The organism is Chromobacterium sp. CCUG 30098, assembly GCF_059916605.1.
Genome location: NZ_JAUCGS010000009.1, coordinates 39715 through 64768, shown reverse-complemented (window position 1 = coordinate 64768; position 25054 = coordinate 39715). Strand labels below are relative to the sequence as shown.

21 protein-coding genes are annotated in these 25054 nt (G+C 64.6%); 7 read left to right on the top strand and 14 right to left on the bottom strand.

Going from position 1 to position 25054, the window contains the following annotated elements; all coding sequences use genetic code 11:
- The first annotated feature begins 3 nt into the window (after positions 1 to 3).
- Positions 4 to 1269: an Hsp70 family protein gene (locus tag QUG03_RS18600; RefSeq protein ID WP_488905612.1), complete on the top strand. Its 1266-nt coding sequence runs from the start codon at positions 4 to 6 to the stop codon at positions 1267 to 1269.
- Between the two features lie 92 nt (positions 1270 to 1361).
- Here QUG03_RS18600 and QUG03_RS18595 read toward each other — a convergent pair whose 3' ends face one another.
- From QUG03_RS18595 to QUG03_RS18575, 5 genes are all read right to left on the bottom strand, one after another.
- Entirely contained in the window at positions 1362 to 1721 is a 360-nt protein-coding gene (locus QUG03_RS18595) for a hypothetical protein (protein ID WP_107798808.1), read from the bottom strand.
- Between the two features lie 253 nt (positions 1722 to 1974).
- Positions 1975 to 2961, bottom strand: a complete 987-nt coding sequence (locus QUG03_RS18590; protein WP_500820650.1) for a hypothetical protein — start codon at positions 2959 to 2961, stop codon at positions 1975 to 1977.
- 49 nt (positions 2962 to 3010) lie between these two features.
- On the bottom strand, positions 3011 to 3739 hold the full coding sequence (locus tag QUG03_RS18585; RefSeq protein WP_107801719.1) for a pseudouridine synthase: 729 nt from the start codon (positions 3737 to 3739) through the stop codon (positions 3011 to 3013).
- A gap of 163 nt (positions 3740 to 3902) precedes the next feature.
- On the bottom strand, positions 3903 to 4298 hold the full coding sequence (locus tag QUG03_RS18580) for a hypothetical protein (protein WP_253313607.1): 396 nt from the start codon (positions 4296 to 4298) through the stop codon (positions 3903 to 3905).
- Entirely contained in the window at positions 4295 to 5188 is an 894-nt protein-coding gene (locus QUG03_RS18575) for a hypothetical protein (RefSeq protein WP_500820649.1), read from the bottom strand. Before QUG03_RS18575 ends, QUG03_RS18580 begins: the two co-directional genes overlap by 4 nt.
- A 112-nt stretch (positions 5189 to 5300) precedes the next feature.
- Here QUG03_RS18575 and QUG03_RS18570 point away from each other — a divergent pair, with 112 nt between their 5' ends.
- Positions 5301 to 6812 (top strand): amidase, encoded by a 1512-nt coding sequence (locus tag QUG03_RS18570; RefSeq protein ID WP_500820648.1) that lies wholly within the window; start codon positions 5301 to 5303, stop codon positions 6810 to 6812.
- On the opposite strand, the gene QUG03_RS18565 is transcribed toward QUG03_RS18570, so the two are convergent.
- From QUG03_RS18565 to QUG03_RS18540, 6 genes are all read right to left on the bottom strand, one after another.
- Positions 6802 to 7395, bottom strand: coding sequence for a PqiC family protein (locus QUG03_RS18565; RefSeq protein ID WP_227103423.1), 594 nt, complete (start codon positions 7393 to 7395; stop codon positions 6802 to 6804). The genes QUG03_RS18570 and QUG03_RS18565 overlap by 11 nt on opposite strands.
- Positions 7392 to 9020, bottom strand: coding sequence for a PqiB family protein (locus QUG03_RS18560; protein ID WP_488905618.1), 1629 nt, complete (start codon positions 9018 to 9020; stop codon positions 7392 to 7394). The genes QUG03_RS18565 and QUG03_RS18560 overlap by 4 nt, the downstream gene beginning before the upstream one ends.
- The gene (locus QUG03_RS18555; RefSeq protein WP_107798803.1) at positions 9010 to 9642 is read right to left on the bottom strand and encodes a paraquat-inducible protein A; all 633 of its coding nucleotides are present in this window, start codon (positions 9640 to 9642) and stop codon (positions 9010 to 9012) included. The genes QUG03_RS18560 and QUG03_RS18555 overlap by 11 nt, the downstream gene beginning before the upstream one ends.
- On the bottom strand, positions 9624 to 10250 hold the full coding sequence (locus QUG03_RS18550; RefSeq protein WP_253313602.1) for a paraquat-inducible protein A: 627 nt from the start codon (positions 10248 to 10250) through the stop codon (positions 9624 to 9626). Before QUG03_RS18550 ends, QUG03_RS18555 begins: the two co-directional genes overlap by 19 nt.
- On the bottom strand, positions 10250 to 10540 hold the full coding sequence (locus QUG03_RS18545; RefSeq protein WP_107798801.1) for a helix-hairpin-helix domain-containing protein: 291 nt from the start codon (positions 10538 to 10540) through the stop codon (positions 10250 to 10252). The genes QUG03_RS18550 and QUG03_RS18545 overlap by 1 nt, the downstream gene beginning before the upstream one ends.
- A 209-nt stretch (positions 10541 to 10749) precedes the next feature.
- Positions 10750 to 11514: a sulfite exporter TauE/SafE family protein gene (locus QUG03_RS18540; protein WP_197081470.1), complete on the bottom strand. Its 765-nt coding sequence runs from the start codon at positions 11512 to 11514 to the stop codon at positions 10750 to 10752.
- 114 nt (positions 11515 to 11628) lie between these two features.
- On the opposite strand from QUG03_RS18540, the gene QUG03_RS18535 reads away from it, so the two are divergent.
- Complete coding sequence (locus QUG03_RS18535) at positions 11629 to 12549, top strand: LysR family transcriptional regulator (RefSeq protein WP_500820647.1); 921 nt, start codon at positions 11629 to 11631, stop codon at positions 12547 to 12549.
- A gap of 80 nt (positions 12550 to 12629) precedes the next feature.
- On the opposite strand, the gene purL is transcribed toward QUG03_RS18535, so the two are convergent.
- The gene (gene purL, locus QUG03_RS18530; protein WP_500820646.1) at positions 12630 to 16589 is read right to left on the bottom strand and encodes a phosphoribosylformylglycinamidine synthase; all 3960 of its coding nucleotides are present in this window, start codon (positions 16587 to 16589) and stop codon (positions 12630 to 12632) included.
- 148 nt (positions 16590 to 16737) lie between these two features.
- Between purL and QUG03_RS18525 the strand changes: the two genes are divergently transcribed.
- Positions 16738 to 17076, top strand: a complete 339-nt coding sequence (locus tag QUG03_RS18525) for a P-II family nitrogen regulator (protein WP_019100167.1) — start codon at positions 16738 to 16740, stop codon at positions 17074 to 17076.
- A gap of 60 nt (positions 17077 to 17136) precedes the next feature.
- Here QUG03_RS18525 and QUG03_RS18520 read toward each other — a convergent pair whose 3' ends face one another.
- Both QUG03_RS18520 and QUG03_RS18515 read right to left on the bottom strand, forming a co-directional pair.
- Complete coding sequence (locus QUG03_RS18520) at positions 17137 to 18651, bottom strand: hypothetical protein (RefSeq protein ID WP_500820645.1); 1515 nt, start codon at positions 18649 to 18651, stop codon at positions 17137 to 17139.
- 142 nt (positions 18652 to 18793) lie between these two features.
- Positions 18794 to 19585, bottom strand: a complete 792-nt coding sequence (locus tag QUG03_RS18515) for an outer membrane protein assembly factor BamD (protein WP_107798797.1) — start codon at positions 19583 to 19585, stop codon at positions 18794 to 18796.
- Between QUG03_RS18515 and rluD the strand changes: the two genes are divergently transcribed.
- The 3 genes from rluD (at position 19584) to QUG03_RS18500 (ending at position 24919) form a co-directional block, all read left to right on the top strand.
- On the top strand, positions 19584 to 20687 hold the full coding sequence (gene rluD, locus QUG03_RS18510; RefSeq protein WP_107798796.1) for a 23S rRNA pseudouridine(1911/1915/1917) synthase RluD: 1104 nt from the start codon (positions 19584 to 19586) through the stop codon (positions 20685 to 20687). The two genes, QUG03_RS18515 and rluD, sit on opposite strands and share 2 nt — an antisense overlap.
- Positions 20677 to 21432 carry a peptidoglycan editing factor PgeF gene (gene pgeF, locus QUG03_RS18505; protein ID WP_500820644.1) on the top strand — a complete coding sequence of 252 codons (756 nt, stop codon included), beginning with the start codon at positions 20677 to 20679 and terminating at the stop codon, positions 21430 to 21432. The genes rluD and pgeF overlap by 11 nt, the downstream gene beginning before the upstream one ends.
- 631 nt (positions 21433 to 22063) lie before the next feature.
- A complete protein-coding gene (locus QUG03_RS18500) occupies positions 22064 to 24919 on the top strand; it encodes a ribonucleoside-diphosphate reductase subunit alpha (protein WP_107798794.1) in 2856 nt (951 codons plus the stop codon).
- Positions 24920 to 25054 lie beyond the last annotated feature (135 nt).

The window sequence follows — 25054 nt, the reverse complement described above, 5'->3', positions numbered from 1 at the left end:
AATATGAACACGCAGACTACGGCCCGCGCCTGCGGCATTGACTTTGGCACATCCAACTCCACCGTGGGGTGGCTGCGCCCGAACCAAGCCACTCTATTGACGCTGGAGGACGGCAAGATCACCTTGCCCTCGGTGGTTTTCTTCAATTACGAGGAAGATCATTCCGTGTTCGGCCGGCTGGCGCTGCAGGAGTACATGGAAGGCTATGAAGGCCGGCTGATGCGCTCGCTAAAAAGCCTGCTGGGCTCCAACCTGATCGACAGCCAAACCGAAGTGCAAGGCAAGGCCCTGCCTTTCCGCCACCTGCTCAGCCTGTTCATCCAGGAAGTGAAGCTGCGCGCCGACCGCGCCGCCGAGCGCCCGTTCGAACAAGTGGTGCTGGGCCGCCCGGTGCACTTTGTCGACGACAACCCCAAGGCCGACGCCGAAGCCGAGACCACGCTGGGCGAGATCGCGCGCCAGGTCGGCTTCAAGGACGTGTCCTTCCAGTTCGAACCCATCGCCGCCGCCTTCGACTACGAAGCCCGGCTGGAGCGCGAAGAGCTGGTGCTGATCGTCGACATCGGCGGCGGCACCTCGGACTTCACCCTGATCCGCCTGGCGCCCGAGCGCCACCGCCTGGACGAGCGCCTCGACGACATTCTCGCCACCGGCGGCGTCCACATTGGCGGCACGGACTTCGACAAGCAATTGAGCCTGCACGGCGTGATGCCCCTGTTCGGTTTCAAGAGCCGGCTGCGCAACAACGCGGAGATGCCGTCCAGCCAGTACTTCAACCTGGCCACCTGGCACACCATCAACTTCGCCTACACCCGCAAGGCCTGGATGGACCTGCAGGACGTGCACCGCGACGCGGCGCAGCCGCAGGTGCTGGACCGCCTGTTCCGCCTGATCCAGGACCGCGCCGGCCACCGACTGGCGATGCAGGTGGAAGCCGCCAAGATCGCGCTGTCGGACGAGGCGCAGCACCGGCTGGACCTGGGGCATATCGAGGCCGGCCTGCATTGCGAGTTGAGCCGCGATCAATTCAATCACAGCATAGACGCGATGCTGGGCCAGATCGGCGCCACGGTGCGCCAATTGCTGACCGACGCCTGCGCACAGGCCGACGACATCGACACCGTCTTCTTCACCGGCGGCTCCAGCGGCGTGCCGGCGCTGCGCGACAGCATCAAGCGCCTGCTGCCCCAGGCCCGCCATGTGGAAGGCGATCTCTTCGGCAGCATCGGCAGCGGCCTGGCGATCGAGGCCGCCAAACGCTACGGTTAAGACACGATTCGCGCCCGGCCCGCCGGGCCCGGAAACGCCAAAGGCCGAGCATGCTTGCTCGGCCTTTTCGCTTATTCGCACGGCGGCGGTGCTTACGCGCCGGAACCGCCGTTAGTCTTCTTGCCCTTGCGCCGCGCCTCCGGCGGCAGATCGAACTCGAACAACTGCGCGGTGCGCCCGGTCTGCGATTGACAGGCTATCATCAGCGCGCGGTTGATCGCCTCCTTCTTGCTGACGCCCCACCACTCTATCATTTTATCCAGCGACTTCTGCGCGTCCCGGCTCAGCTCCACCGTCACCGACAGCTCCTGCAGGCGGCTGCGGCGCAGTTCGCGGCTGCGCCGCTTGCGCTCGGCCACCGTCATCGCGCGCTCGCCCAAGGGCTTGCGTCCCGGCTTTTTGCGGACGCCGCCAATCAGATCGAAGGTGTAGTGATCGCAAGGATCTTTCATGGCTTGAGTGACGGGTCACGGTCGTTGCTGAAGAGGGGCGCAAGGATAGCACAAAGCAAGCCCTGACGGGCGTTTCACGCATTCCCGGCGCAAAATATCCCATTGCGATGCGGCGGGCGCAAAAAAACCCCGGCCTGGTGCCGGGGCAGACTCAATCAGCCGCCCTGAAGGCTGATCGAAAGCGACTATACAGTTCCAGCATAGCCCTTGTTTCGGCTTTGCACAGCCCGCTTTGGCGTAGTCGGGCCCCGTCTCAGTCGCTGCCGAATTCCCGCTCCAATTCCGCCAGCGCCTGGCGCGTCACCCGCACCGGCATCAAGGCGCGGCGCAAAGGCTGGGCCTGCCCCAACACCAGCTCCTCGAACTCCAGTTCGGTGGCGTCTTCGCCCGGCGCGTCCTGCTTGATCCCCATGCGGTTCAGGTACAAGGTCCGCCATTCCAGCCGAAAATATTCGGCCGGATGCTCCAGCACATGGCGCACCGTCTCCAGCAAGCCCTCAAGGCTCAGCGCGCCACGCGCCTCGCGCAATTGGGGCTCGATCTCGGCCATGCGCCGCTGCACCCCTTCGCAGGTGTCGGGCAAGGGCGAACCGTCCGAGGAGCCGTCCACCACGGTGCCGGCCTCGCAACGCAGCACGCTCAAGCGCAATTGCAGCCGCGACATCTCGTTGTCCAAGGTCTGGCGCAACTGCTCCAGCAGGCTCAGCCGCCGCGCGATCACCGTGACCAGCATTTCCTCGCTGCGCCGCGCGCTGCTCTCAAGCAGCAGCTCGCGCGACGCGCAGGGCATGGCCAGCCTATGACCGTCGAAGCTCACCACCTGCTGCGGCACTTCGCGGCGCAGCTCCCCGCCCTCCATCGCCACGCCCAGCCGGCCGGTTTCGCTGCGCGCCATCGACAACAAGGCCCAGGCCTCGTCGCCCTGGCTGGCGGACAGGAAGAAATTGCGCAAGGCTTCGCTCTGCCGCAGGCAGGACAAAAGGCTGGCTGGCCCGGAAAACAGCAAGCCCAGCCGCGGGTCCTGCGCAAAGCCGCGCAAGGACAGCGCCAGCGGCTCCGGCATTCGGCTGGGCAACTCGGCCAGATAGGCCTGGGTGACGCGCATGCCCGGCGCCAGCGCGTCCAGATAGCCGGGAGACAGGCGCAAACGCTTGTCCGTGCCGTCGACCAGGCTCTCTATCGCCTGCGCCAACTCCCGCTGCTGCTGCCGGCTTTCGGCATCCAGCCCCCATCTTTGCAACAAGCGCCCTAACATGCGTCCCCCACTGACAACCGGCCGTCCGGCCGGATCAAAACGATTCGTCGTCGCGCAGATAGCGCCATTGGCCGGTGGGCAGATTGCCCAGCTTGACCTTGCCGATACGAATCCGCTTCAGGCCCACCACGCGCAAGCCTACCAGTTCGCACATGCGGCGGATCTGGCGTTTCTTGCCCTCGCGCAGCACAAAACGCAACTGATCCTCGTTTTGCCAAGCCACGGTGGCAGGCAGCAATTTTTTACCATCCAGCTCCAGACCGTGATTGAGCAGACTCAAACCTTCGTCGGAAAGTTCGCCCTCCACCCGCACCAGGTACTCCTTATCCACGCTGGAATGCTCGCCGATGATCTGCTTGGCCACCCGGCCGTCCTGGGTCAGGATCAACAGGCCCACCGAATCGATGTCCAGGCGGCCGGCCGGCGCCAGCCCTCTCAGATGCTGCGCAGAAAACCGGCGGCGGCTCTTGTCCTCCGCCCACTGGTTTTCCGGCTTGACCAACACCACCGCCGGCTCGTAGCCGTCCTCGGCCTGGCCGGACACATAACCCATGGGCTTGTTCAGCAGGATGGTGACGCGCGAGGCTTGAGCGTCCTGCGCCTTCTTGTCCACTTCGATCAGATTGTGCGGCAGCACTTTCTGCCCGAGGACGGCCACCTCGCCGTCCACTTTCACCCACCCTTGTTCGATATAGCTATCGGCCTCGCGGCGCGAGCACAAACCCAACTCGGCCATGCGTTTCGACAGGCGCACTGGTTCCATCATTTCGTTCCGTAATAAAAAAAGCGGCTTGCGCCCGCTGCGGCGCCCGCTCCGTCTCCATCTTCCAAGACAGACGCTCGGGCCACCCGCAACCACCGGCAAGTCCGCTGTTGCATTCCCGCTATTGTAGGGGATGCCACTGCAACTGGCTATGCGCCAACCATCACCCTCCTGTTGGGGACTTGTTCAGCACCCCGGTGCCACGCACCTCCTCTCTGGTGGACAAGCGCCACTGCAGCACCTTACCCCCAACGTCAAACAATAACACCAGCTCCTTGTCGTAACGGTTCTGCGCACTGAACAAGGGCCCCAGGTCGGTGAAGTTTTGCAACTGAGGCCGATACTGAACATAGCTGTACACCCACAATTCACGATTGCTGGAAAAACGTATTCGGTCCTGCGGCTCCCCAAAAGCATCAAGCACCTCGCGCTGGCTGCCTCCGCTTTGCAGCATTCGCTTCACCGCCGGTTCATCCACTTCCGCCAACTGCCTGCTTCCGCTGCTGGCGCACCCCATCAACCAACAAACGCAACATAGCGCCCACCATCGCTTTTTCATTTGCTGCCCTCCCCAATCATGGGTTCCAACACGACTTGCGCATCGTCAGACCATGCCCCTACATCCAGCGGCACCGAATACAAATACTCACGCGGGTACGGCCATTGAAAGAACGGTGTGAACGACTCAGCGCGACCGTAAAGCCAGATGACGGGCAAGGTGAACTGCTTGCCACGCTCCAACAAGGTAACGCTGAACACCGGCTTGTCAGCAATGAACAAGTATTGAACGCGCCCTTGCTCATAAGGGTTTTTCTCGCTCTGCAAGCGCGCCAGCCCCTTGAGCATCGCCTCGCCCAAGGCCGCTGAAGCCTTGCGCGCGCAGGCCACCACACCCTCCTGACACGCGGCCTCCACTACCGGCAAGCAGGCCACCTCCCTCTCATCCCGCAAGCTCACCCTACTCTGGACCCCCACCAAGCACTCCAGTCGCAAATCTCCCAGCCGCCAGGTATTGGCGGGCAGACCTTTGCTGCGTACCACCGGACGCCAACTCAACTCCACCGGGGGCAGGTTCGCCACCAACAGTGCATTGCGCTGCGCCAGCCCCGCCAGCTCATCCAGGGCAAAGCTGTAGTCGCTGGCGAGCTTGACCATGCCTTTGCCCCCACTGCCATCGCGCCAAAATAGCCCTACTCCCGCCCGCGGCGGATGTGGATAAAGGCGATAGCGCAGCGAGGAGCCCGGTGCCAGCGCGCGGAATGCGTCGAAAGCCGCCCACCCCTTAGCCAATTCGGCATAGGCGTAAACCGACTCCTTGCGCGGGGCCTGCGAGTGTCCTGGTGTTTCGGCAACCGCCCCGACCGCCATCAGCAAACCCAAGAAACCAACTCCCGCCCTCAGATTGCGCATTGCCACGCCTCCCCCGTAAAATTCATATTGCATCATCAAGACAAGAAAACCATCGCATTCGATTTTATTTAGTCGCAATCAGTACATCAAGCCGTCTTGTTCGACTATGCTGGTACGCCATGGAGCGCCAGCCAAGCCCCCGGAGGCAGGCATGAACTGTTTCAATGAATACGAAGACTACGACGGCATTGGCCTGGCCCAGCTGATCGCCGACGGCCAGATCAGCGCCGGCGAGGCCGCGGCCGCGGCCCAGGCACGGCTGGAGCGCTGGAATCCGGCGCTGAACGCGGTCTGCCTGCCGCTGCCGGAACAGGCTCAGGCCCAGTTGCGGCAAGCGCAAGGCGCCGGCCCGCTTGCCGGCTGCCCGGTGCTGATCAAGGATTTGCTGGCCGACATCGCCGGCGTGCCCACTCGCAACGGCAGTCGCCTGTTCGACGGCTATGTCGCGCCGCGCGACGCCGACATCATCCAACGTTATCGCCAGGGCGGCCTGATCTTCATCGGCAAAACCGCCACGCCTGAACTGGGCCTCAGTCCCTACACCGAATCCGAGGTCTACGGCCTCAGCCGCAACCCCTGGGACCTGACCCGCACCCCGGGCGGCTCCAGCGGCGGCTCGGCCGCGGCGGTGGCCGCCGGCATCGTGCCCATCGCCCACGGCGGCGACGGCGGCGGCTCCATCCGCATTCCCGCCTCCAACTGCGGCGTGTTCGGCCTCAAACCCAGCCGCGGACGCGGCCCGGCCGGCCCGGACTACAGCGAGGGCTGGCAAGGCCTGGTCTGCCAACACGCGCTGACGCGCAGCGTGCGCGACAGCGCGGCGATGCTGGACCTGCTGGCCGGCGGCCCGCGCGGCGGCGAGGCCTATTACTGGCCGGCGCCGGAGCAAAGCTTTTTCGCCGCGCATCAGCGCGAGCCCGGCAAGCTGCGCGTCGCCTGGAGCAAGCGCCCCATCCTGGGCGGCGCGCTGCACCCGGACTGCGCCGCCGCACTGGACGACGCGCTGGCCTTGCTGACCGAGCTGGGACACGAGGTGGAAGAAGCGTCGCCGCCGCTGGCGTCGCCGGAGGAATACAACCGCGCGATGCTGGCCATCATCTGCGGCGAGATGGCCGGCCTGCTGCGCGACATCGAGCGCCGCACCGGCAAACCGGCGCGCCACCAGCAACTGGAAGCGGCCAGCTGGGCGCTGGCGCGCTACGGCGAGCGGCTCAGCGCCGGTGAGCTGGCCTGGGCGCGCGGTTTCGCCTGGGAGCAGGCCCGGATCATGGAAACCTTCCACCAGCGCTACGACGCGCTGGCCACCCCGGCCCTGAACCAGCCGCCCGCCCTCGTCGGCGGCCTGGGACCCAGCGCCGCCGAAACCGCGATCTCGCGCTGGATGCTGGGCAAGCTGGGCTGGGATTGGACTTTGCGCTTCGGCCAGTTGATTCCGGCCACTTCGCGCCGTCTGATGGAGTATCTGGGCTGGACCATACCCTTCAATATGAGCGGACAGCCGGCAATGAGCGTGCCGCTGTACTGGAGCCAGGCCGGGCTGCCGATAGGCGTGCAATTCGTCGCGCGCTGCGGCGACGACCTGACCCTGCTGCGGCTGGCCCGCCAGTTGGAGCAGGCCAGACCGTGGGCGCAACGGCGCCCGCCGGCCCCGCCTAGCGCTTGAAGCCGGCCAGAGCCGGCCCCAACTCGCCGGCCAGCCGGCGGCCCAGCTCGGTCACCAGCGTCTGCAGGCCGGCCGCGGCCGCCGCGGCGTCCGGCGTCGCCAAAGGCTGGCTCTGCAGGAAATAACCGCTGGCCAGCGGCCGTTTGTCGCCCTGCGTCGGCAGCGCCTGCCAAGCCACTTCCAGCGAGGCGTCGCGCCCCGGACGCAGGCGCAGCTGGCGCACGTCCAGCAATAAGCGGACGTCCCCGCCGCCCATGCCCGGTTGCGGATAGGCGTAGATACTGGCCAGGCCCAGCGAGCGGGACAGGTCCGCCGCCACGGCTTGCGTCAGCATGCGGTCCAGCGGACCGGCCCAGCGCTGCAAGTCCAGCAATTCAACATTGCCGGCGGCATCTTCCACTACCAGCTGGGGTCGCTCCAGCCCCGCGGGCAGGCTAGCCGGCCCCACCATCACGCTGACGCCCAGCACGGGGGTCGCGGCCGCCGTCGACAGCGCCGGCCGCAATTGATGGAAGGTGGTGGGCGGCGAGGCGCAGGCGCTTAGCAGCGCCAGCATGATCAAGCTCAGCGCGATGGATTTCATTTTTTCTCTCCCTTGCCGCGTATCAACGCTTCCGGATGGCGGTCCAGGTAATCGGCCAGCGCGCGGAAACTGCGCGCCGTTTCCGACACCTCCTGCGCCGCCGCGCGCACGTCCTGCTGCAGCGGCGAATCCGCCTGCATCGTCTGGCGCGTGCTCTCCAGCGTTTTCTGCAAGTCTTCCAGCGTTTTCACCGCCTGCGGCAGCACCTTGCCGTCCATGTTCTCGGACAGCTTGCGCATGCCGTCCAGCGTCTGGTGCAGCGATTTCAACGATTGATTCAGCTCCTCGCCTATGCTGTCGAACGGCACCTTGTCCAGCCGGCGCGCAATGCGCTGCAATACCCGTTGCAGTTCTTCCAGATCGCCCGGCAGCGTCGGCAGCTCGGTCATGCCGTTGCGCACCGCCACCTTGGCCGGCTTGGCCTCGGGGAAGAAGTCCAGCGCCACGTAAAGCTGGCCGGTGATCAGGCTGCCGGAGCGCAGCTGGGCGCGCAGGCCGTTGCGCACCAGGGATTCCACGGAAATCTTGGCCGACAGGCTGTGATCGCCGGACAGGGTGTTGAGCCGGCTGGGATAGGTGCGGATGTCCACCGTCATGTCGAAGTCCTTGCGCGCCGCCGCGTATTCGATGCCGATGGCGGTGACTTCGCCAAAAGTAATCCCGCGGAAATCCACCGGCGCGCCCACGGTCAGGCCGCGCACCGACTGCCGGAACTTCAGCCGGAAGGACTGGGTTTCCCGGTCGCGGTTCTGCAGCGCTTTTTCGCGGGTTTCATTGAGCAGGAACAGGTATTTGGCGTCCGGCGCCTTGTCCGGCCCGTCGCTGAGCGGGGTTTCAAAGGCGATGCCGCCCAGCGCAATCGCCGCCAAGGACTGGGTGTTGACGCTCAGGCCGTTGGCGCCGATGGCCACGTCGATGCCGCTGGCGTGCCAGAAGCGGCTGTTGACGGTGACGAAGTGATCATAAGGCGCGTTGATGAACACCGACAGCTTCACCGCGCTGCCGGCTGGGTCCAGCTCGTAGCCCACCACCTGGCCCACCGGCACGCGGCGGAAATACACCGGCGAGCCGGCGTTGAGCGAGCCCAGATTGTCGGAGCGCAGCACGAACATCTTGCCCGGCAGGTCCGCGTTGATGATGGGCGGCACTTCCAGGCCCTTGAACTCGGTGCGGCGCTCCTTGCTCTTGCCCACGTCCATGCCGATGTAGGAGCCGCCCAGCACCGTGCCCAGACCGGACACGCTGCCGCCGGAAATGCGCGGCCGCACCACCCAGAAACGGCTGTCCGCCACCAGGTAATCGTCCACGTTCTTGCTCAGCTCCGCGGTGACCAGGATGGACTGACGGTCCGGACTCACCGATACCGCCTTCACCTCACCGATCTCCACGTCCTTGTACTTGATCCGGGTTTTGCCCGCCTCCAGCCCTTCAGCATTCTGGAAGGCGATGGTGATGGTGGGCCCGCGCGACAAGACCGCGCTCACCGCCAGCCAGCCGCCTATCACCGCCGCCACCACCGGAATCAGCCACACCAGCGACGGCGACCAGCGCCGCCGCTTCACCGGCACCGCGGCCGGCAAGTCCTCGCCGGCTGCGGCCGGTTTTTCGGGTTGATCACTGCTCATCGTCTTCCTTTACCTGATCCCAGATCAGCCTGGGATCGAAACTCATCGCCGCCACCATGGTCAGCACCACCACCGTGCCGAAGGCGATCGCCCCCGGCCCGGCCTTGATCGACGCCAGCGACTGCCATTGCACCAGCGCCACCATCAGGGCCACCACGTAAATGTCCAACATCGACCACGGGCCGATCACCTCCACCACCCGATACAGCCGCGTCCGTTGCCGCGGCGCCCAGCCGGAACCCAGCTGCACCGTCACCAGCAAGAGCAGCAAGGCCAGAATCTTCAACAGCGGCACCAGCACGCTGGCGGTGAACACCACCAGCGCCAGCGGCCAGGAGCCGGATTTCCACAAATACACCACCCCGCTCATGATGGTGTCGTTCTGCATGCCCATGATGGTGGAGGTTTCCATGATAGGCAGCAGATTGGCGGGCAGATAGGCCACCATCGCCGCCAACAGCAAGGCCCAGCTGCGCTGCAGGCTGTGCGGCTTGCGCGAGTGCAGCGCGGCGTGGCAGCGCGGGCAGGATTGGGCGCCTTCTCCGGCCCGGCACAGCAGCCCGCAGCCGTGGCACAGCCACAGGCCGGACTGCGCGGCGGTTTTCACGCGGTAGTCCGACATTGCTGACAACGCTCCCACAAGTCTTCCGGATTGAAACGACTGGCGCTGGCCGCCATCAACACGATCAAGGCGAACAAGGCCATCAGGCCCACGCCCACGTGCACGGTGGCCAGGCTGACCAGTTTGACCAGGGACACCAGGATGCCCAGCAAAAACACTTCCACCATGCACCATGGGCGGGTCAGTATCTTCAGCCGCATCAGCCAGGGAAAGCCGCGCGGCACATGGCCGAAGGCCAGCGGCAGCCGCACATAGAGCATGCTGCCCAGCTCCAGCGACGGCATCACGATGCCGGTGAACATCACCAGCATCGCCACCGACAACATGCCCTGGCGCTCCAGCGCCACCACCGTCTGCCACAAGGTGGCCGCGCTGCGGGCTCCGGCGGCCTCCAGGGTCACCACCGGATAGACGTTGGCCAGCAGAAAGGCGATCACCCCGGTCAGCAGCAGCGCCAGCTCGGCGTCCTGCCGCTGCGCGCCGTAACGGCGCACCAAAGCGCCGCAGCGCGGGCAGCACGCCCGGCCCTCCCCCTTCAACGCCACCCGCATCAGCAGATCGCAATCGTGGCAGGCGGTCAGCTTGGAATCGGCGTCCGGCCGCGCCATCAGTAGCCGCCTTTCGCCTTGCGCTCGGCGGTGAAGCTCCACCACGGCCGCGCCTCGTCGCTGTCCATGTAATGGACCACCGACATCAGCGTATCCAGCACGCACGGGTCCTGCCGGGTTCCGGTCAGTTCGCACAAACGGTGGTACAGCCGCAAAGGCTCGGCGCCGCGCAATTGGCGCGGCTCTTCGATGCCGAGCAAGCGCAAATCCTCGGCCAGGCTGGGGCCGATATTGGGCAGCTCGCGCAAATGCCGCGCCCGCGCCGCGGGCGGACAACGTGATGGATGCATAAACTCTCTGCGCAGATGGCGACAACCCGCATCATAAAGGAGGCCGCGCCAGAGTTCAAAAGCCGGCCCGGTCCGGAGGCCGTTCAACATCCCGAGAATTAGGCGAGACAAGGAGGGAGGAAAGGAAGAAACGGAAGGGAGGCGGCGCATGCGCCTTGCGCAACGGCGCCCGCCGCGCCCGGTCCAGCGCGGCGGACTTGAACAGACGCTCAGCCGTGGAAGATGTCCCAGCCCAGCTTGAGGATCAAGGTGCTGGTCAACAGCAGGAACAGCACCCGCACAAAGCCGGTGCCCTTCTTCATCGCCACCCAGGTGCCCACTGTCGCGCCGGCCATATTGCACACCGCCATCGGCAGCGCGTACTGGAACAGCACATGACCGGCGGGGATGAAGAACAGCAGCGCCGCGCAGTTAGTGGTCAGGTTCACCACCTTGGCCGAGGCCGAGGCGTGCAGAAAATCGAAAGCGAAGAAGCGGATGAACAAAAACATCAGAAAGCTGCCGGTGCCGGGGCCGAACAGGCCGTCGTAAAAACCGATGGCGCCGCCGATGGCCATGCCTATCGCCATTTCGCGCCGGCCTATCGCCACCGGCTTGTGCAGGGAGCCGAAGTCCTTCTTCCACAAGGTGTACACCGCCATCACCACCAGGAGCGCCAACACCAGGGGGCGCAGCACGGCCTTGTCGATCAGGCTGACCGTGGCCGCGCCGGCGATGGACATGAAGAAGGCCGCCACCGCCGCCGGCAGCACCAAGCGCCACGGCACCTTGACCCGCTTCAGATAGGAACGCGCGGCGGACAAGGTGCCCATGGCCGCCGCCAGCTTATTGGTGCCGAACACCGTGGCCGGCGCCAGATTGGGCAAGGCGCTGAACAGGGCCGGAATCTGAATCAGGCCGCCGCCGCCCACCGCCGCGTCCACCAGGCCGGCGGCGAAGGCAATCACGCACAGAAAACTCAAAGTCAACAGCATCCACTTCTCCCGGCTCCGCGCCGCTTACAGTTAGGACAAGATTCTATGCCTTGCCAGCCAAGCGTGCTTGCAATACCGTATTGCGAAAATCGCAATCAGAATACCGGGGCCGGGATGAAATCATTATGGGAATTGCGCGTGTTCTGCGCGGTGGTGGAAAGAAAAAGCTTTGTCGCCGCCGCGCGCCAGCTGGGCACATCACCCAGCAGCGCCACCCGCGCGGTGCAGACGCTGGAAGAAGCGCTGGGCGGCAGCCTGCTGGCGCGCTCGCAAAAACAGGTCAATCTGACCCTGGCCGGCGAAAACTATTACGCCACGGCGCGCAAGATGCTGGACCTGCAGGAAGAAGCCGAGGACGAGCTGGCGGCCTTGAGCGAGGCGCCACGCGGCCTGCTGCGCTTTTCCGCGCCGGAGGCGATGAGCCACGCTCTGTTGCCGCCGGTGCTGACCCGCATGGCCGACGCCAACCCGGAGCTGCGCTTCGACGTGCTGTACAGCGACACCATACTGGACCCGATACGCGAGAAGCTGGACTTCAGCATCCGCGGCGCCTTCCCCGCCTCCAGCGAGCTGATCGGCTACCCGCTGTGGGATTACCAGCGCCACCTCTACGCCAGCCCGGCCTATGTCGAGCGCCACGGCGCGCCGCAAACGCCGGAACAACTGCCGGAGCACCGGGTGCTGATCCACTCCGCGCCGCGCGTGCTGAAAGCCTGGAACTTCGTGTCCGCCGGCCACCAGCTCAGCCTCAATCTAACGCCCTGGCACCGCGTCAGCTCCGGCAGCGCCGTGCTCCACGCCGTGCTGGCCGGCCTGGGCGTCGCCCGTCTGGGCGATTGGCTGGCCGAGCCGCTGGTGCGCGCCGGCCAGCTGCTGCGGCTGTGTCCGGATTACCGCATCGTCTCCAGCCACGGCGACAATCCGCAGATGCACGCCGTCTTCGCCAACCGCCGCATTCCGCGCAAAGCCCGGCTATTGCTGGAGGAGGTGCGCGCGGCCGCCCGCGACGCCGGCTACGGGCTTAAAGCACGCTGAACCATAAAAAAACGGAAGCCAAAGCTTCCGTTTCGATCATGTTCACCATGGGCCGGAACACCGGCCCGCCATGGCCCCGCTCAACCCACCCAGCGGCGGGCGGCGGCGAACATCCGGTACCAAGCGCCGTTCTCGCCCCAATCCGCCGGGTGCCAGCTGTTCTGCACAGTGCGGAACACCCGTTCCGGGTGCGGCATCATGATGGTGAAGCGGCCGTCGGCCGTGGTCACCCCGGTGATGCCCGCCGGCGAGCCGTTGGGGTTCAGCGGATAGGTCTGGGTGGCGCGGCCGTCGAAATCGACATAGCGCAACGCCGTCAGCGCCTGCTCCTGCGCGCCCGGCGCGAACACCGCGCGGCCCTCGCCGTGGCTGACCACCACCGGCAGCTGGCTGCCCACCATATCGCCCAGGAAGATGGACGGCGAGGCCGTCACCTCCACCATGGCGAAGCGCGCCTCGAACTGCTCGGAAGCGTTGCGGTGGAACTTGGGCCAGTGTTCGGCGCCCGGGATGATGGACGACAGATTGGACATCATCTGGCAGCCGTTGCACACACCCAGCGCGAAAGTGTCGCCGCGGCCGAAGAAGGCCTCGAACTGATCGCGAGCGCGCGGATTGAACAGAATGCTCTTGGCCCAGCCTTCGCCGGCGCCCAGCACGTCGCCGTAGCTGAAGCCGCCGCAGGCGGCCAGGCCCTTGAAGTCCGCCAGCGACACGCGGCCGCTGATGACGTCGCTCATATGCACGTCCACGGTGTCGAAACCGGCGCGGTCGAAAGCCGCCGCCATCTCCAGCTGACCGTTGACGCCCTGCTCGCGCAGCACCGCCAGGCGCGGACGCGCGCCGCCGGCGACGAAGGGCGCCGCCGGATCGGCGTGCACGTCGAAGCTCAGCTTGGCGCTCAGGCCCGGCGCTTTCGGGCTGGAACGCAGCAGGTGTTCGCTGTCGGCGCAGGCAGGGTTGTCGCGCAGGCGCTGCATGCGGGCGCTGGTCTCGGACCATTCGCGGTGCAGATCGGAACGGCTCTCGTTGAACAACTCCACGCCGCGGTGCTTGATCACCAGGCGGTCCTTGTTGTTCACGCGGCCGATCACGAACAGCTCGCGGCCGATACCGGCCTTCATGAAGCGCGAAATCACTTCCGGCGTGTCGGATTTCTTCACCTGCAACACCGCGCCCAACTCTTCATTGAACAGCACCCGCATCAGGCGGCCATGGGTGGCGGCTTCCTGAGTGGGCTGCACGAAGTCGTCGATGATGCGCTGGGTGTTCTTGCGCTCGATCACCAGTTCCTGCAGATCGATGGTGACGCCGATATGGCCGGCGAACATCATTTCCGACAAGGTCACGAACAGGCCGCCATCGGAGCGGTCGTGATAGGCCAGCAACATATCGTCGCGCAACAGCGTCTGCACGGTGTTGAAGAAGGCCGCCAACTGGTGCGGGCTTTCCACGTCCGGCGCCTTGCCTTCCATCGCCTTCCATACCTGGCCGTAGATGGAACCGCCCAGACGGCAGCGGCCGTAGCCCAGGTCGATCAGGATCAGATCGGTGTCCTTGTCCTCTTTCAGCTCCGGCGTCGCGGTTTTGCGCACGTCTTCCACCGGGGAGAAAGCGGAAATGATCAGCGACAGCGGCGCGGTCACGGCTTTCTTCTCGCCGGCCTCTTCCCACACCGTCTTCATCGACAAGGAATCCTTGCCCACCGGGATGCTGATGCCCAGGTCCTGGCTCAGCTTGGACACCGCGCCCACCGTGCGGTACAGGCGCGCTTCCTCGCCCGGGTGGCCGGCGGCGGCCATCCAGTTAGCGGACAGCTTGACGTTGCCCAGGTGGCCGACAAAAGAGGCGGCGATATTGGTCAGCGCCTCGCCTATCGCCATGCGGCCGGAGGCCGGCGCGTCGAACAGCGCGGTGGGCGTGCGTTCGCCCATCGCCATCGCTTCGCCGCGGTAGGTGTTGAAACCCATGGTGGTGACGGCCACGTCCGCCACCGGCACCTGCCAGCGGCCCACCATCTGATCGCGCGCGGTCATGCCGCCCACGGTGCGGTCGCCGATGGTGATCAGGAAGGATTTGTCCGCCACCGTTGGATTGCGCAGCACGCGCAGCGCGGTTTCCTTCAATTCAAAGCGCGAGGCGTCGAAGATGGCCAGGTCGCGCTCGCGGGTGCTCACGTCGCGGGTCATCCGCGGCGGCTTGCCCAGCAACACCTCCAGCGGCATGTCCACCGGATGGTTGTCGAAGTGATCGTCGCGCACCTGCAGATGGCCGTCGTCGGTGGCCACGCCCAGCACCGCGAACGGGCAGCGCTCGCGTTCGCACAGCGCGGTGAAGCGTTCCAGATCCTGCGGCAGCACCGCCATCACATAGCGCTCCTGCGACTCGTTGGACCAGATCTGCATCGGCGTCATGCCCTTTTCTTCCAGATGCACCTTGCGCAAATGGAAGACGGCGCCGCGGCCGGCGTCGTTCACCAGCTCCGGGAAGGCGTTGGACAGGCCGCCGGCGCCCACGTCGTGAATCGACACGATGGGGTTGGCGTCGCCCATCTGCCAGCAGCGGTCTATCACTTCCTGGCAACGGCGTTCGATTTCCGGGTTGCCGCGCTGCACGGAGTCGAAGTCCAGATCCGCGCTATTGGCGCCGGTGTCCATCGACGAAGCCGCGCCGCCGCCCAGGCCGATCAGCAGGCTGGGGCCGCCCAGCTGAATCAGCAGCGCGCCTTCCGGAATCTCGTTCTTGTGGATTTGCTGCTGCTGGATATTGCCCAGGCCGCCGGCGATCATGATCGGCTTGTGATAGCCGCGCATCTCGCCTTCCACCACTTCTTCGAAGGTGCGGAAATAGCCGGTCAGATTGGGACGGCCGAACTCATTATTGAACGCCGCGCCGCCGATCGGGCCTTCCAGCATGATCTGCAAGGCGGAGGCGATGCGCTCCGGCTTGCCGTATTGCGCCGCTACATCGCTGTAACGCTCCCACGGCTGCACAAAGCCGGGGATGTTCAGATTGGACACGGTGAAACCGGTCATGCCGGCCTTGGGACGCGAGCCGCGGCCGGTGGCGCCCTCGTCGCGGATTTCACCGCCGTTGCCGGTGGACGCGCCGGCGAAGGGAGAAATCGCCGTCGGGTGGTTATGGGTTTCCACCTTCATCAGAATATCGGTGGGCTCGCTGTGGTAAGCGTAGCCGTGGCCTTCCGGCTGCGGATAGAAGCGCTCGATGAAAGCGCCTTCAATCACCGAGGCGTTGTCCTTGTACGCCACCAGCGTGCCTTGCGGATTGGCGTCGTGGGTGTCCCGGATCATGCGGAACAGCGACTTTTCCTGCTCCTCGCCGTCGATGATGAATTTGGCGTTGAAGATCTTGTGACGGCAGTGCTCGGAGTTGGCCTGCGCGAACATCATCAATTCCACGTCGGTGGGATTGCGGCGCATCTTGGTGAAGTTTTCCACCAGATATTCCACCTCGTCTTCGGACAGGGCCAGGCCCAGATCGGCGTTGGCCGCCTCCAGCGCCGCGCGGCCGCCGGCGAGGATGTCCACGCTGCTCATCGGCTGCGGATCTTGATGGACAAACAGGCGGGCGGCGTCGTCCAGCGAGGCCAACACCGTTTCCGTCATCCTATCGTGCAAGAGGCCCGTCAAAATATGACGAGCCTCTTCATTTAAAGATTGTTGCGCGGACTTAACCCAGAAGGCGGTGCCGCGTTCGATGCGGTAAATCCCTCCCAGCCCGCAGTGCTGGGCGATATCGGTGGCCTTGGAGGCCCAGGGCGACAAAGTGCCCAATCGCGGCGTCACCAGAAACAGTTCGCCATCCGGCTGGCCGGCCAACGGCGCTTCGCCGTAACTCAGCAACTTGCCCAAGGTGGCCTGCTCTTCCAGCGTCAGTTCGGTTTCGCTTTCGGCGAAATGCCAGAATTCGGCACTGATGCTGAGGTCCGGCAGCCCGGCTTCGGCGGCTGCGGCAAGCAGTTTTTCAAGACGGAACGGCGACAGCGCAACGCCGCCACGGAGCTTGGTAAGGTAAGACATTAGACACCCGCGACAAGTATCAGGAAAGCGCGTCATAATACAGCAATTCACTGTTTGTTTTAAGCGGCTAATTGCCCGGATGTCCGCCGCTTAATAAAATAATCCGCATTTAGACAGCATTTCATCTCATCAGCAAGGAGCTTCCAGCATGAAAAAGGTTGAAGCCGTGATCAAGCCGTTCAAACTGGACGAGGTGCGCGAGGCCCTGTCCGAGCTGGGCATCAACGGCCTGACCGTCACCGAGGTCAAGGGCTTTGGCCGCCAGAAGGGCCATACCGAGCTCTATCGCGGCGCCGAATACGTGGTGGACTTTTTACCCAAGGTGAAAGTGGAAGTGATCCTGCCGGACGACCTGGTGGAGCGCGCCATCGAAACCATCGTCGCCACCGCCCGCACCGGCAAGATAGGCGACGGCAAGATCTTCGTCACCCCGGTGGAGCAAGTGGTGCGCATCCGCACCGGCGAAACCAACGAACAGGCGATTTAAGCCCACCGGCAAGCGCCGGAACCCGTTCTCCAAGGCCCCGCTTTCGCGGGGCCTTGTCATTTAATCCAAAGGCCCGAACAGGCAGGTATGCGTATCCTGCCCCGCGGCCACCACCTTGCTGTCCCCGGACATGACGATGTGGCTGCTGCTCCGCTCCTCGCCCGGGCAGAACAGGCGCTGCGTCTTGGGCGCGCCAAAGCGCCAACGCAAAGTGGCGTAGCCGCCCTGCTCCGGCTGGGTGGAGATGCCCGCCACCACGCGGCCGTCCTGACTATAAGCGGTCAGCGTCAGATCGCCGATCACCGGCGAGAACGGCGCCAGCTTGCCGTTTTCCAAACGCAGCGGGTGCTCTCCGTCCGTAGCGGACGCGCTTAGCCATAAGCGGCGGCCATCTGCGGAAACCGAACGCAAGAACATCCCCAGGCTCTCCTTGCGGGTTTCCGCGCGCACCGCCGCCTCCAGATCCGCCTCGCCCTCCGGCGAGATTTGCACGAAGGCGCGCCTATGGTCGTTTTCCCGGTCAAAGGACACAAAAACCGTGCGCCCGTCCGCGGACAAGCCTTCCAACACCGACTTGGCGCGGATCACGCTGACGCCCTCGCCCGCGCGCCAACGCACGGCGTCGCTTTCCGTGAAGATCTTCCCGTCTGCGCCGCTCATGCCGGCCCAGGCCAACACCTGAGCGTCGCGCTGCGCGTCATCCATCTTGCCTTCCGCCTCGACCGGCCACGGCAAGGACTCACGCCGGCTTGGCTTGCCCTCGTCCGAGTTCCAGACAAAGCCGTGCCACATGCCGGTGTCGGCATGCTTGAAGTAGCCGGCCACATCGCCGCGCCCCAGATGGACGCCGGAAACATGCAGCTGAGTCGCCACGCCATCGCTCATCAGCGGGCTTTCATTCATGAAATCTTGCATGCGCCGCATCCGCCGCAGCGTGTCCAGATCGCCGCGCAGGGCGATGCCGGCCGTTACGGCCCCATCCGCGCTCAGCGCCAGCGGCAGACTCATGGGCTCCGGCAACAAGCTGAAGCCCTTGCCCTCCACCCATTGGAAGCCGCGCGGCATGGCTCCTTTATCGCTCAGCAGCCAGCCAATCACCGTGCGGCCGTCGGCGCTGATGTCGGTGACGCCGGACAGCCAGGCCTGGCCGGCAGGCACCAACGTCTCCAGCGCTCCGCCGCGCCGCCAGCGCACCGCCTCCAGCTTGCCGTCCCGGCCGCTTCCAAAAGCCAAGGTCAGGCCGTCTCGCGACATCGCCACATAGCTGGCGGTGAAATAGCCGCCCTTGGGCAAAGGCAGGGCCGCCTCCGCGCGCCCCTGACGCAAGCTCAGGCCATTGGCCGAACGCAGCGCCCACAGCTCATGCCAGGGAAAACGCAGCTTGAGCGCGTCGATCAAACCCATGGCGGAATCGTTCAGTTCGCCGCCGCCGGCGCTCAGCAGCTGCGCCGAGCCGTCGTAGGACAGCTTTTCCGGGTAACGCGCTTTCAATAGGACGAAGTCTGGTTTTGCGGCGGCGGCAAGCGGCGCGCACAAGACGGCCAGCGCCAATAGGGAGGCGAAGGTTTTGGACATGGCTAATTATGATTATCAGCTTAAAGGGCGAAACCATATCATCCCGCAGGCATTGCCCTCAAACCCTTGCCCCGCTGCGCCTGCGCGACATCAAACAAAAAGCCCCCGGATTCCGGGGGCTTTCAAACCATTTAAGGTCGGCTTACTTCCACAGCTTCCACCACGGCATGTCCTCGATGGACCAGCCTTCTTTCAGGTATTCGCTATTGGGGTAGTTCAGCGCCAGCACGCGCTTGGCGTCGTCGCGCAGCTGCGGCATGGACAGCTTGTCGTAAGCCGCCACCATGATGCCCAACGCCTCTTCCGGATACTTGGTGTTGGCGTAACTCTTCACCACGCCCTGGGCGCGGTTGGCCGCCGCCAGGTAAGCGCCGCGCTTCATGTAATAACGGGCCACGTGCATCTCGTTGCCGCCCAGCGCGTCCAGCAGCCGCTCCATCTTCTTGGAGGCATCTTCCTTGTAAATGCTGTTGGGGAAGCGCGTCACCAGCTCGCGGAAGGCGGCGAAAGCCTCGCGCGCGGCGCGCGGATCCCGCTCGCTCATGTCCTGACCGGCCCATTTGGCCAGCAGCCCGGAATCATCGTTGTAAAACACCAAGCCTTTCAGATAATAGATGTAGTCCAGGTTTGGATGGGTGGGATGAAGCTTGATGAAACGGTCGGCGGAGGCGATGGCCTGCTCCGGCTCATTATCCTTGTAATGGGTGTAAGCCAGGTCCATCTGCGCCTGCTGGGCATAGCGCCCGTAAGGGAAACGCGCTTCCAGCGTTTCGTAGAGCTTGACAGCGCGGGTATAATTGCCGCTGTTCAACTCATCATGCGCTTCCGAATACAGCTTTTCCACGGTCCAGCCGCGAGTCTCATCGTAGGTTTCCGTGGTTGCACAACCGGCAAGCCCCATCACCAACATTGCAGCGACAACGTATCTTTTCATGACTGATCCTTACTTTGACCCGGACGATTATAGCGACATCTCGGAAAACGAGGTATCCGCTACACAACAACTTGATGTTCCGCTGTCGCTGTGCGGCGAACGGCTGGACGCCGCGCTGGCGAAATTGATGCCGGAATACTCGCGCAGCCGGCTGACGCAATGGATCAAGGACGGCCATGTGCTGCTGGACGGCAAGCCCGCCGCGCCCAAGACCAAAGTGCTGGGTGGCGAAAAGCTGGACGTCACCCTGATGCGCAGCAACGAGGAGATGGCCTTCCAGGCGGAAGCCATGGACCTGCCCATCATCTTTGAAGACGATCATATCCTGGTGATCAACAAACCGGCCGGTTTGGTGGTCCACCCCGCCTCCGGCAACTGGAGCGGCACCTTGCTCAACGGCCTGCTCCACCACTGCCCGGCTCTGGCCCAGGTGCCGCGCGCCGGCATTGTGCACCGCCTGGACAAGGACACGAGCGGCCTGATGGTGGTGGCCAAGACGCTGCCGGCCCAGACCGAGCTGGTGCGCCAGTTGCAGGCGCGCACCGTCAAGCGCATCTATCGCGCCATCGCCGACGGCAACGTGCCGTTTGACGGCACCATAGAAACCCAGATGGGCCGCGATCCGCACAACCGCCTGAAAATGGCCGTGCTGAAGTTTGGCGGCAAACAGGCCATCACCCATGTGCGGGTGCTGGAACGCTTCGCCAGCCACTCCTACATTGAATGCAAGCTGGAAACCGGCCGCACCCACCAGATCCGCGTGCACATGCGCGAGGCCAACCACCCGCTGGCCGGCGATCCGGTCTACGGCAACCTGCGCCACAAGATGGACGAAGGCGTTGCCGCCGTGGTGAAGACGCTGGGCCGCCAGGCGCTGCACGCTTACTCCCTGACCCTGGTGCACCCGGCCAGCGGCGAGGAACGCAACTGGAAAGCCCCGCTGCCGGACGACCTGCGCCACCTGCTGGACGTGCTGCGCGGAGACGGCGACACCGCCGACGCCGCGCCGCTGCCGCAGTTGCAGGACGAGCCGGAAGACGAGGACTGGGACGAAGAGGACGATGAAGACGACGGCGACGTGGAGGTGATCTATGTCCGCTGAGCTGCCCGCCGAGCAAGCGCCGGACTGGCTGGAGGCCGACTGGCCGGCGCCGCCCAATGTGCGCACCCTGATCACCACCCGCAACGGCGGCGTCAGCACAGCGCCCTTCCACAGCCTGAACCTGGGCCAGCACGTGGGCGACGACCCGGCCGCGGTGGCCGCCAACCGCGCGCTGCTGCGCCAGCAACTGCCGGCGGAGCCGGCCTGGCTGAACCAGGTGCACGGCGTGACGGTGCTGAACGCGGCCGAGGTGGGCGCCCAGCCGCCGGACGCCGACGCCAGCTTCAGCCGCCAAAGCGGCGCGGTGTGCGCGGTGATGACCGCGGACTGCCTGCCGCTCCTGCTGTGCAATAGCGAAGGCACGGTGGTGGCCGCCGCCCACGCCGGCTGGCGCGGCTTGTGCGAAGGCGTGATAGAAGCCGCCGTGGCCGCCTGCCAGGAACGCCCGGCGCGGCTGATGGCCTGGCTGGGCCCCGCCATCGGTCCGGACGCCTTTGAAGTGGGCGCGGAAGTGCGCGCCGCCTTCATGGAACGCGACCCCGCCGCCGCGGCCGCCTTCAGCGATATCGGCGACGGCAAATACCTGGCCGACATCTACGCGCTGGCGCGCCAGCGCCTGAACGCCGCCGGCGTGGAACAGATCTACGGCGGCGAAGAATGCACGGTGATAGACCGCGCGCGCTTCTACTCCTACCGCCGCGACGGCCAGACCGGACGTATGGCCAGCCTGATCTGGCTGGAGTAAGAACCTGTTTACGATCTGCTGCGCGTCGGCGATACAGCGTTGAAACCGGCTTCGAAATGCTCATGTACCAACCGTACATTCCGCTTTCTCAGCCGTTTTCGCCTTGTCTCGCCTTAGCTCGCGAGATCGTAAACCCATTCTAAGCCACCCGCCCCATGGCCCCGCCGCGCGCGGGGCTTTTCATTGATTGCGCGGTCAGACAGGCCAAAAACCCAACACACCAATTACGCACCAATTTCCGCCCGCGCGACGCCGTCCGCGCCCTGATGCAAATCCACAACATCTAGTGGCCCGCGCCGCCCTCCCCGCTGCGGCTTGTTTCAGCAAGGTTTCCTGCCTACAGAATGAAATGTGTCGGCCGGCCAAAAAAAATCTCAGGCCCCGCAAAGCCAACAACCACGGGCTTTCGCCCCTCGTCCGCGCCAAAACAGCCATTAAATCTTCCGCTGTCAAGACTTGTACTGCCCCATACTCAACACTAGAATTTGGGTATTCCGCGAGCTACAAACAATACATATTGTGTTTACCCACAGCTCGCGCACAGCTTTTCAACAGATTTGTCCACAGCCGGCCTGCCCCTCGGGAAACGCAGCAACGGAAGGACGCAACCACCCACCTTATCGAGGGCTACATGCAATTGACCACCTTTGAAGGGCAGACCGCCGCAGAACTCGGCCGCGCAGCCGCGCCCAAGGCCGATTTCAGCCAGTACAAAACCATCCGTCGCAACGGTGCGGTGGTGCCGTTCGAGCCCGTCAAGATCTCCATCGCCATGACCAAAGCCTTCCTGGCCGTCATGGGCCATCAAGGCGCCACCTCCGCCAGCCTGCGCGAAAAAGTCGCCCAGCTGAGCGAACAAGTGGCCAGCGCCCTGATGCGCCGCAAGCCGGAAGGCGGCGCCATCCACATTGAAGACATCCAGGACCAAGTGGAACTGTCTCTGATGCGCTTTGGCGAGCATGATGTAGCCCGTGCCTACGTGCTGTACCGCGAACAGCGCGCCCAAGAGCGCGCCGCCCGCGGCGAAGCGCTGACCCAGGTGCAGATCAACGTGGTGCGCAAAGACGGCCGCAAGCTGCCGCTGGACATCGCCCGCCTGCGCGCCACCATCGAATCCGCCAGCCAGAACCTGGCCGGCATCGATATCGACGCCATCCTGAGCGAAACCCTGAAGAACATCTACGACGGCGTCAGCGAAGACGAAGTCAACAAATCCGCCATCCTGGCCGCCCGCTCCATGATTGAGCAGGACCCGGCTTACGATTACGTGACCGCCCGCCTGCTGCTGAACAACATCCGCCTGGAAATCCTGGGCGAAGCCGTCAGCCAGGAAGAAATGGCCAAGCAGTACGCGCTGTACTTCCCCACCTTCATCAAGAACGGCATCGACGCCGAACTGCTGGATGAAAAACTGGGCGAATACGACCTGAAAAAAATGGGCGCCGCGCTGGACGCCAACCGCGACCTGAAATTTGGCTACCTGGGCCTGCAAACCCTGTTTGACCGCTACTTCCTGCACGTGGACGGCAACCGCATCGAAATGCCGCAGGCCTTCTACATGCGCGTGGCCATGGGCCTGGCGCTGAACGAAGTGAACCGCGAAGAGCGCGCCATCGAGTTCTACAACGTGCTGTCCAGCTTCGACTTCATGTCGTCCACCCCCACCCTGTTCAACTCCGGCACCCGTCGCAGCCAGCTGTCCAGCTGCTACCTGACCACCATTGCCGACGACCTGGACGGCATCTACGAAGGCATCAAGGAAAACGCCCTGCTGTCCAAGTTTGCCGGCGGCCTGGGCAATGACTGGACCTCCGTGCGCGCCATGGGCTCCCACATCAAGGGCACCAACGGCAAATCCCAAGGCGTGGTGCCGTTCCTGAAAGTGGTCAACGACACCGCCGTGGCGGTGAACCAGGGCGGCAAGCGCAAAGGCGCCGTCTGCGCCTACCTGGAAACCTGGCACGCGGACATCGAAGAATTCCTGGAGCTGCGCAAGAACACCGGCGACGACCGCCGCCGCACCCACGACATGAACACCGCCAACTGGATTCCGGACCTGTTCATGAAGCGCGTGATGGAAGGCGCGGACTGGGCCCTGCTGTCTCCGTCCGAAGCCCCGGACCTGCACGACCTGTACGGCGCGGCCTTCGAGAAGCGCTACAAAGAATACGAAGCCATGGGCGAGCGCGGCGAACTCAAGGTGTACAAGCGCATCCCGGCGCTGTCCCTGTGGCGCAAAATGCTGACCATGCTGTTTGAAACCGGCCACCCGTGGATGACCTTCAAGGACCCGTGCAACATCCGCAGCCCGCAGCAGCACATGGGCGTGGTGCACAGCTCCAACCTTTGCACCGAGATCACCCTCAACACCAATGAGGACGAAATCGCAGTCTGCAACCTGGGTTCCGTCAACCTGTCCGCCCACCTGAAAGCGGACGGCAGCCTGGACTCCGAAAAACTGCAGCGCACCATCCGCATCGCCCTGCGCATGCTGGACAACGTGATCGACATCAACTTCTACCCGGTGAAGAAGGCGCGCAACTCCAACCTGAAACACCGTCCGGTGGGCATGGGCATCATGGGCTTCCAGGACTGCCTGCACCAGAAGCGCGTGGCCTACGGCTCCGACGCCGCGGTGGAGTTTGCCGACGAATCCATGGAAATGGTGGCCTACTACGCTTACTGGGCCTCCACCGAACTGGCGGAAGAACGCGGCCGCTACCCGTCCTACAAGGGCAGCCTGTGGGACCGCGGCATCCTGCCGCACGACAGCATCAACCTGCTGGCGGCCGAACGCGGCGGCTTCCTGGAAGTGGACCGCAGCGAACGCATGGACTGGAACGCGCTGCGTGAACGCGTGAAAACCCACGGCATGCGCAACAGCAACTGCCTGGCCATCGCGCCCACCGCCACCATCGCCAACATCATCGGCGTATCGGCGAGCATTGAGCCGACCTACCAGAACCTGTTCGTCAAATCCAACCTGTCCGGCGAATTCACCGTCACCAACGAATACCTGGTGCGCGATCTGAAAGCCGCCGGCCTGTGGGACGAAGTGATGGTGGCCGACCTCAAATACTTTGACGGCAGCCTGGGCCAGATCGACCGCGTGCCGGCCGAGCTGAAAGCCATCTACGCCACCGCCTTTGAACTGGACCCGCGCTGGCTGGTGGAAGCGGCCTCCCGCCGCCAGAAGTGGATCGACCAGGCTCAGTCCCTGAACCTGTACATGGCGGGCGCTTCCGGCAAGAAACTGGACGAGCTGTACAAGCACGCCTGGTTGCGCGGCCTGAAAACCACCTACTACCTACGCACCCTGGCCGCCACCAGCGCCGAGAAATCCACCGGCCGCGGCGGCGAGCTGAACGCGGTGTCCAACAGCCACAGCCAAGCGGCCGCGGCACCGGAAGCCATGGTGGACAACACCCCGGCCACCGACGCCAAGTTCTGCAGCATCGACAACCCGGATTGCGAGAGCTGCCAATAAGGCGGAAGCAGCCATCCTGGCTTGAACGGCCGGCCCCTCGGGGCTGGTCTAGCCTGGCCCCGGCCAGGCTCCATGTCACAGCCCCCTGCCCGCAGCCGGCTGTGACATGGCCCCGTAATCCGGCCGCCCCACCCA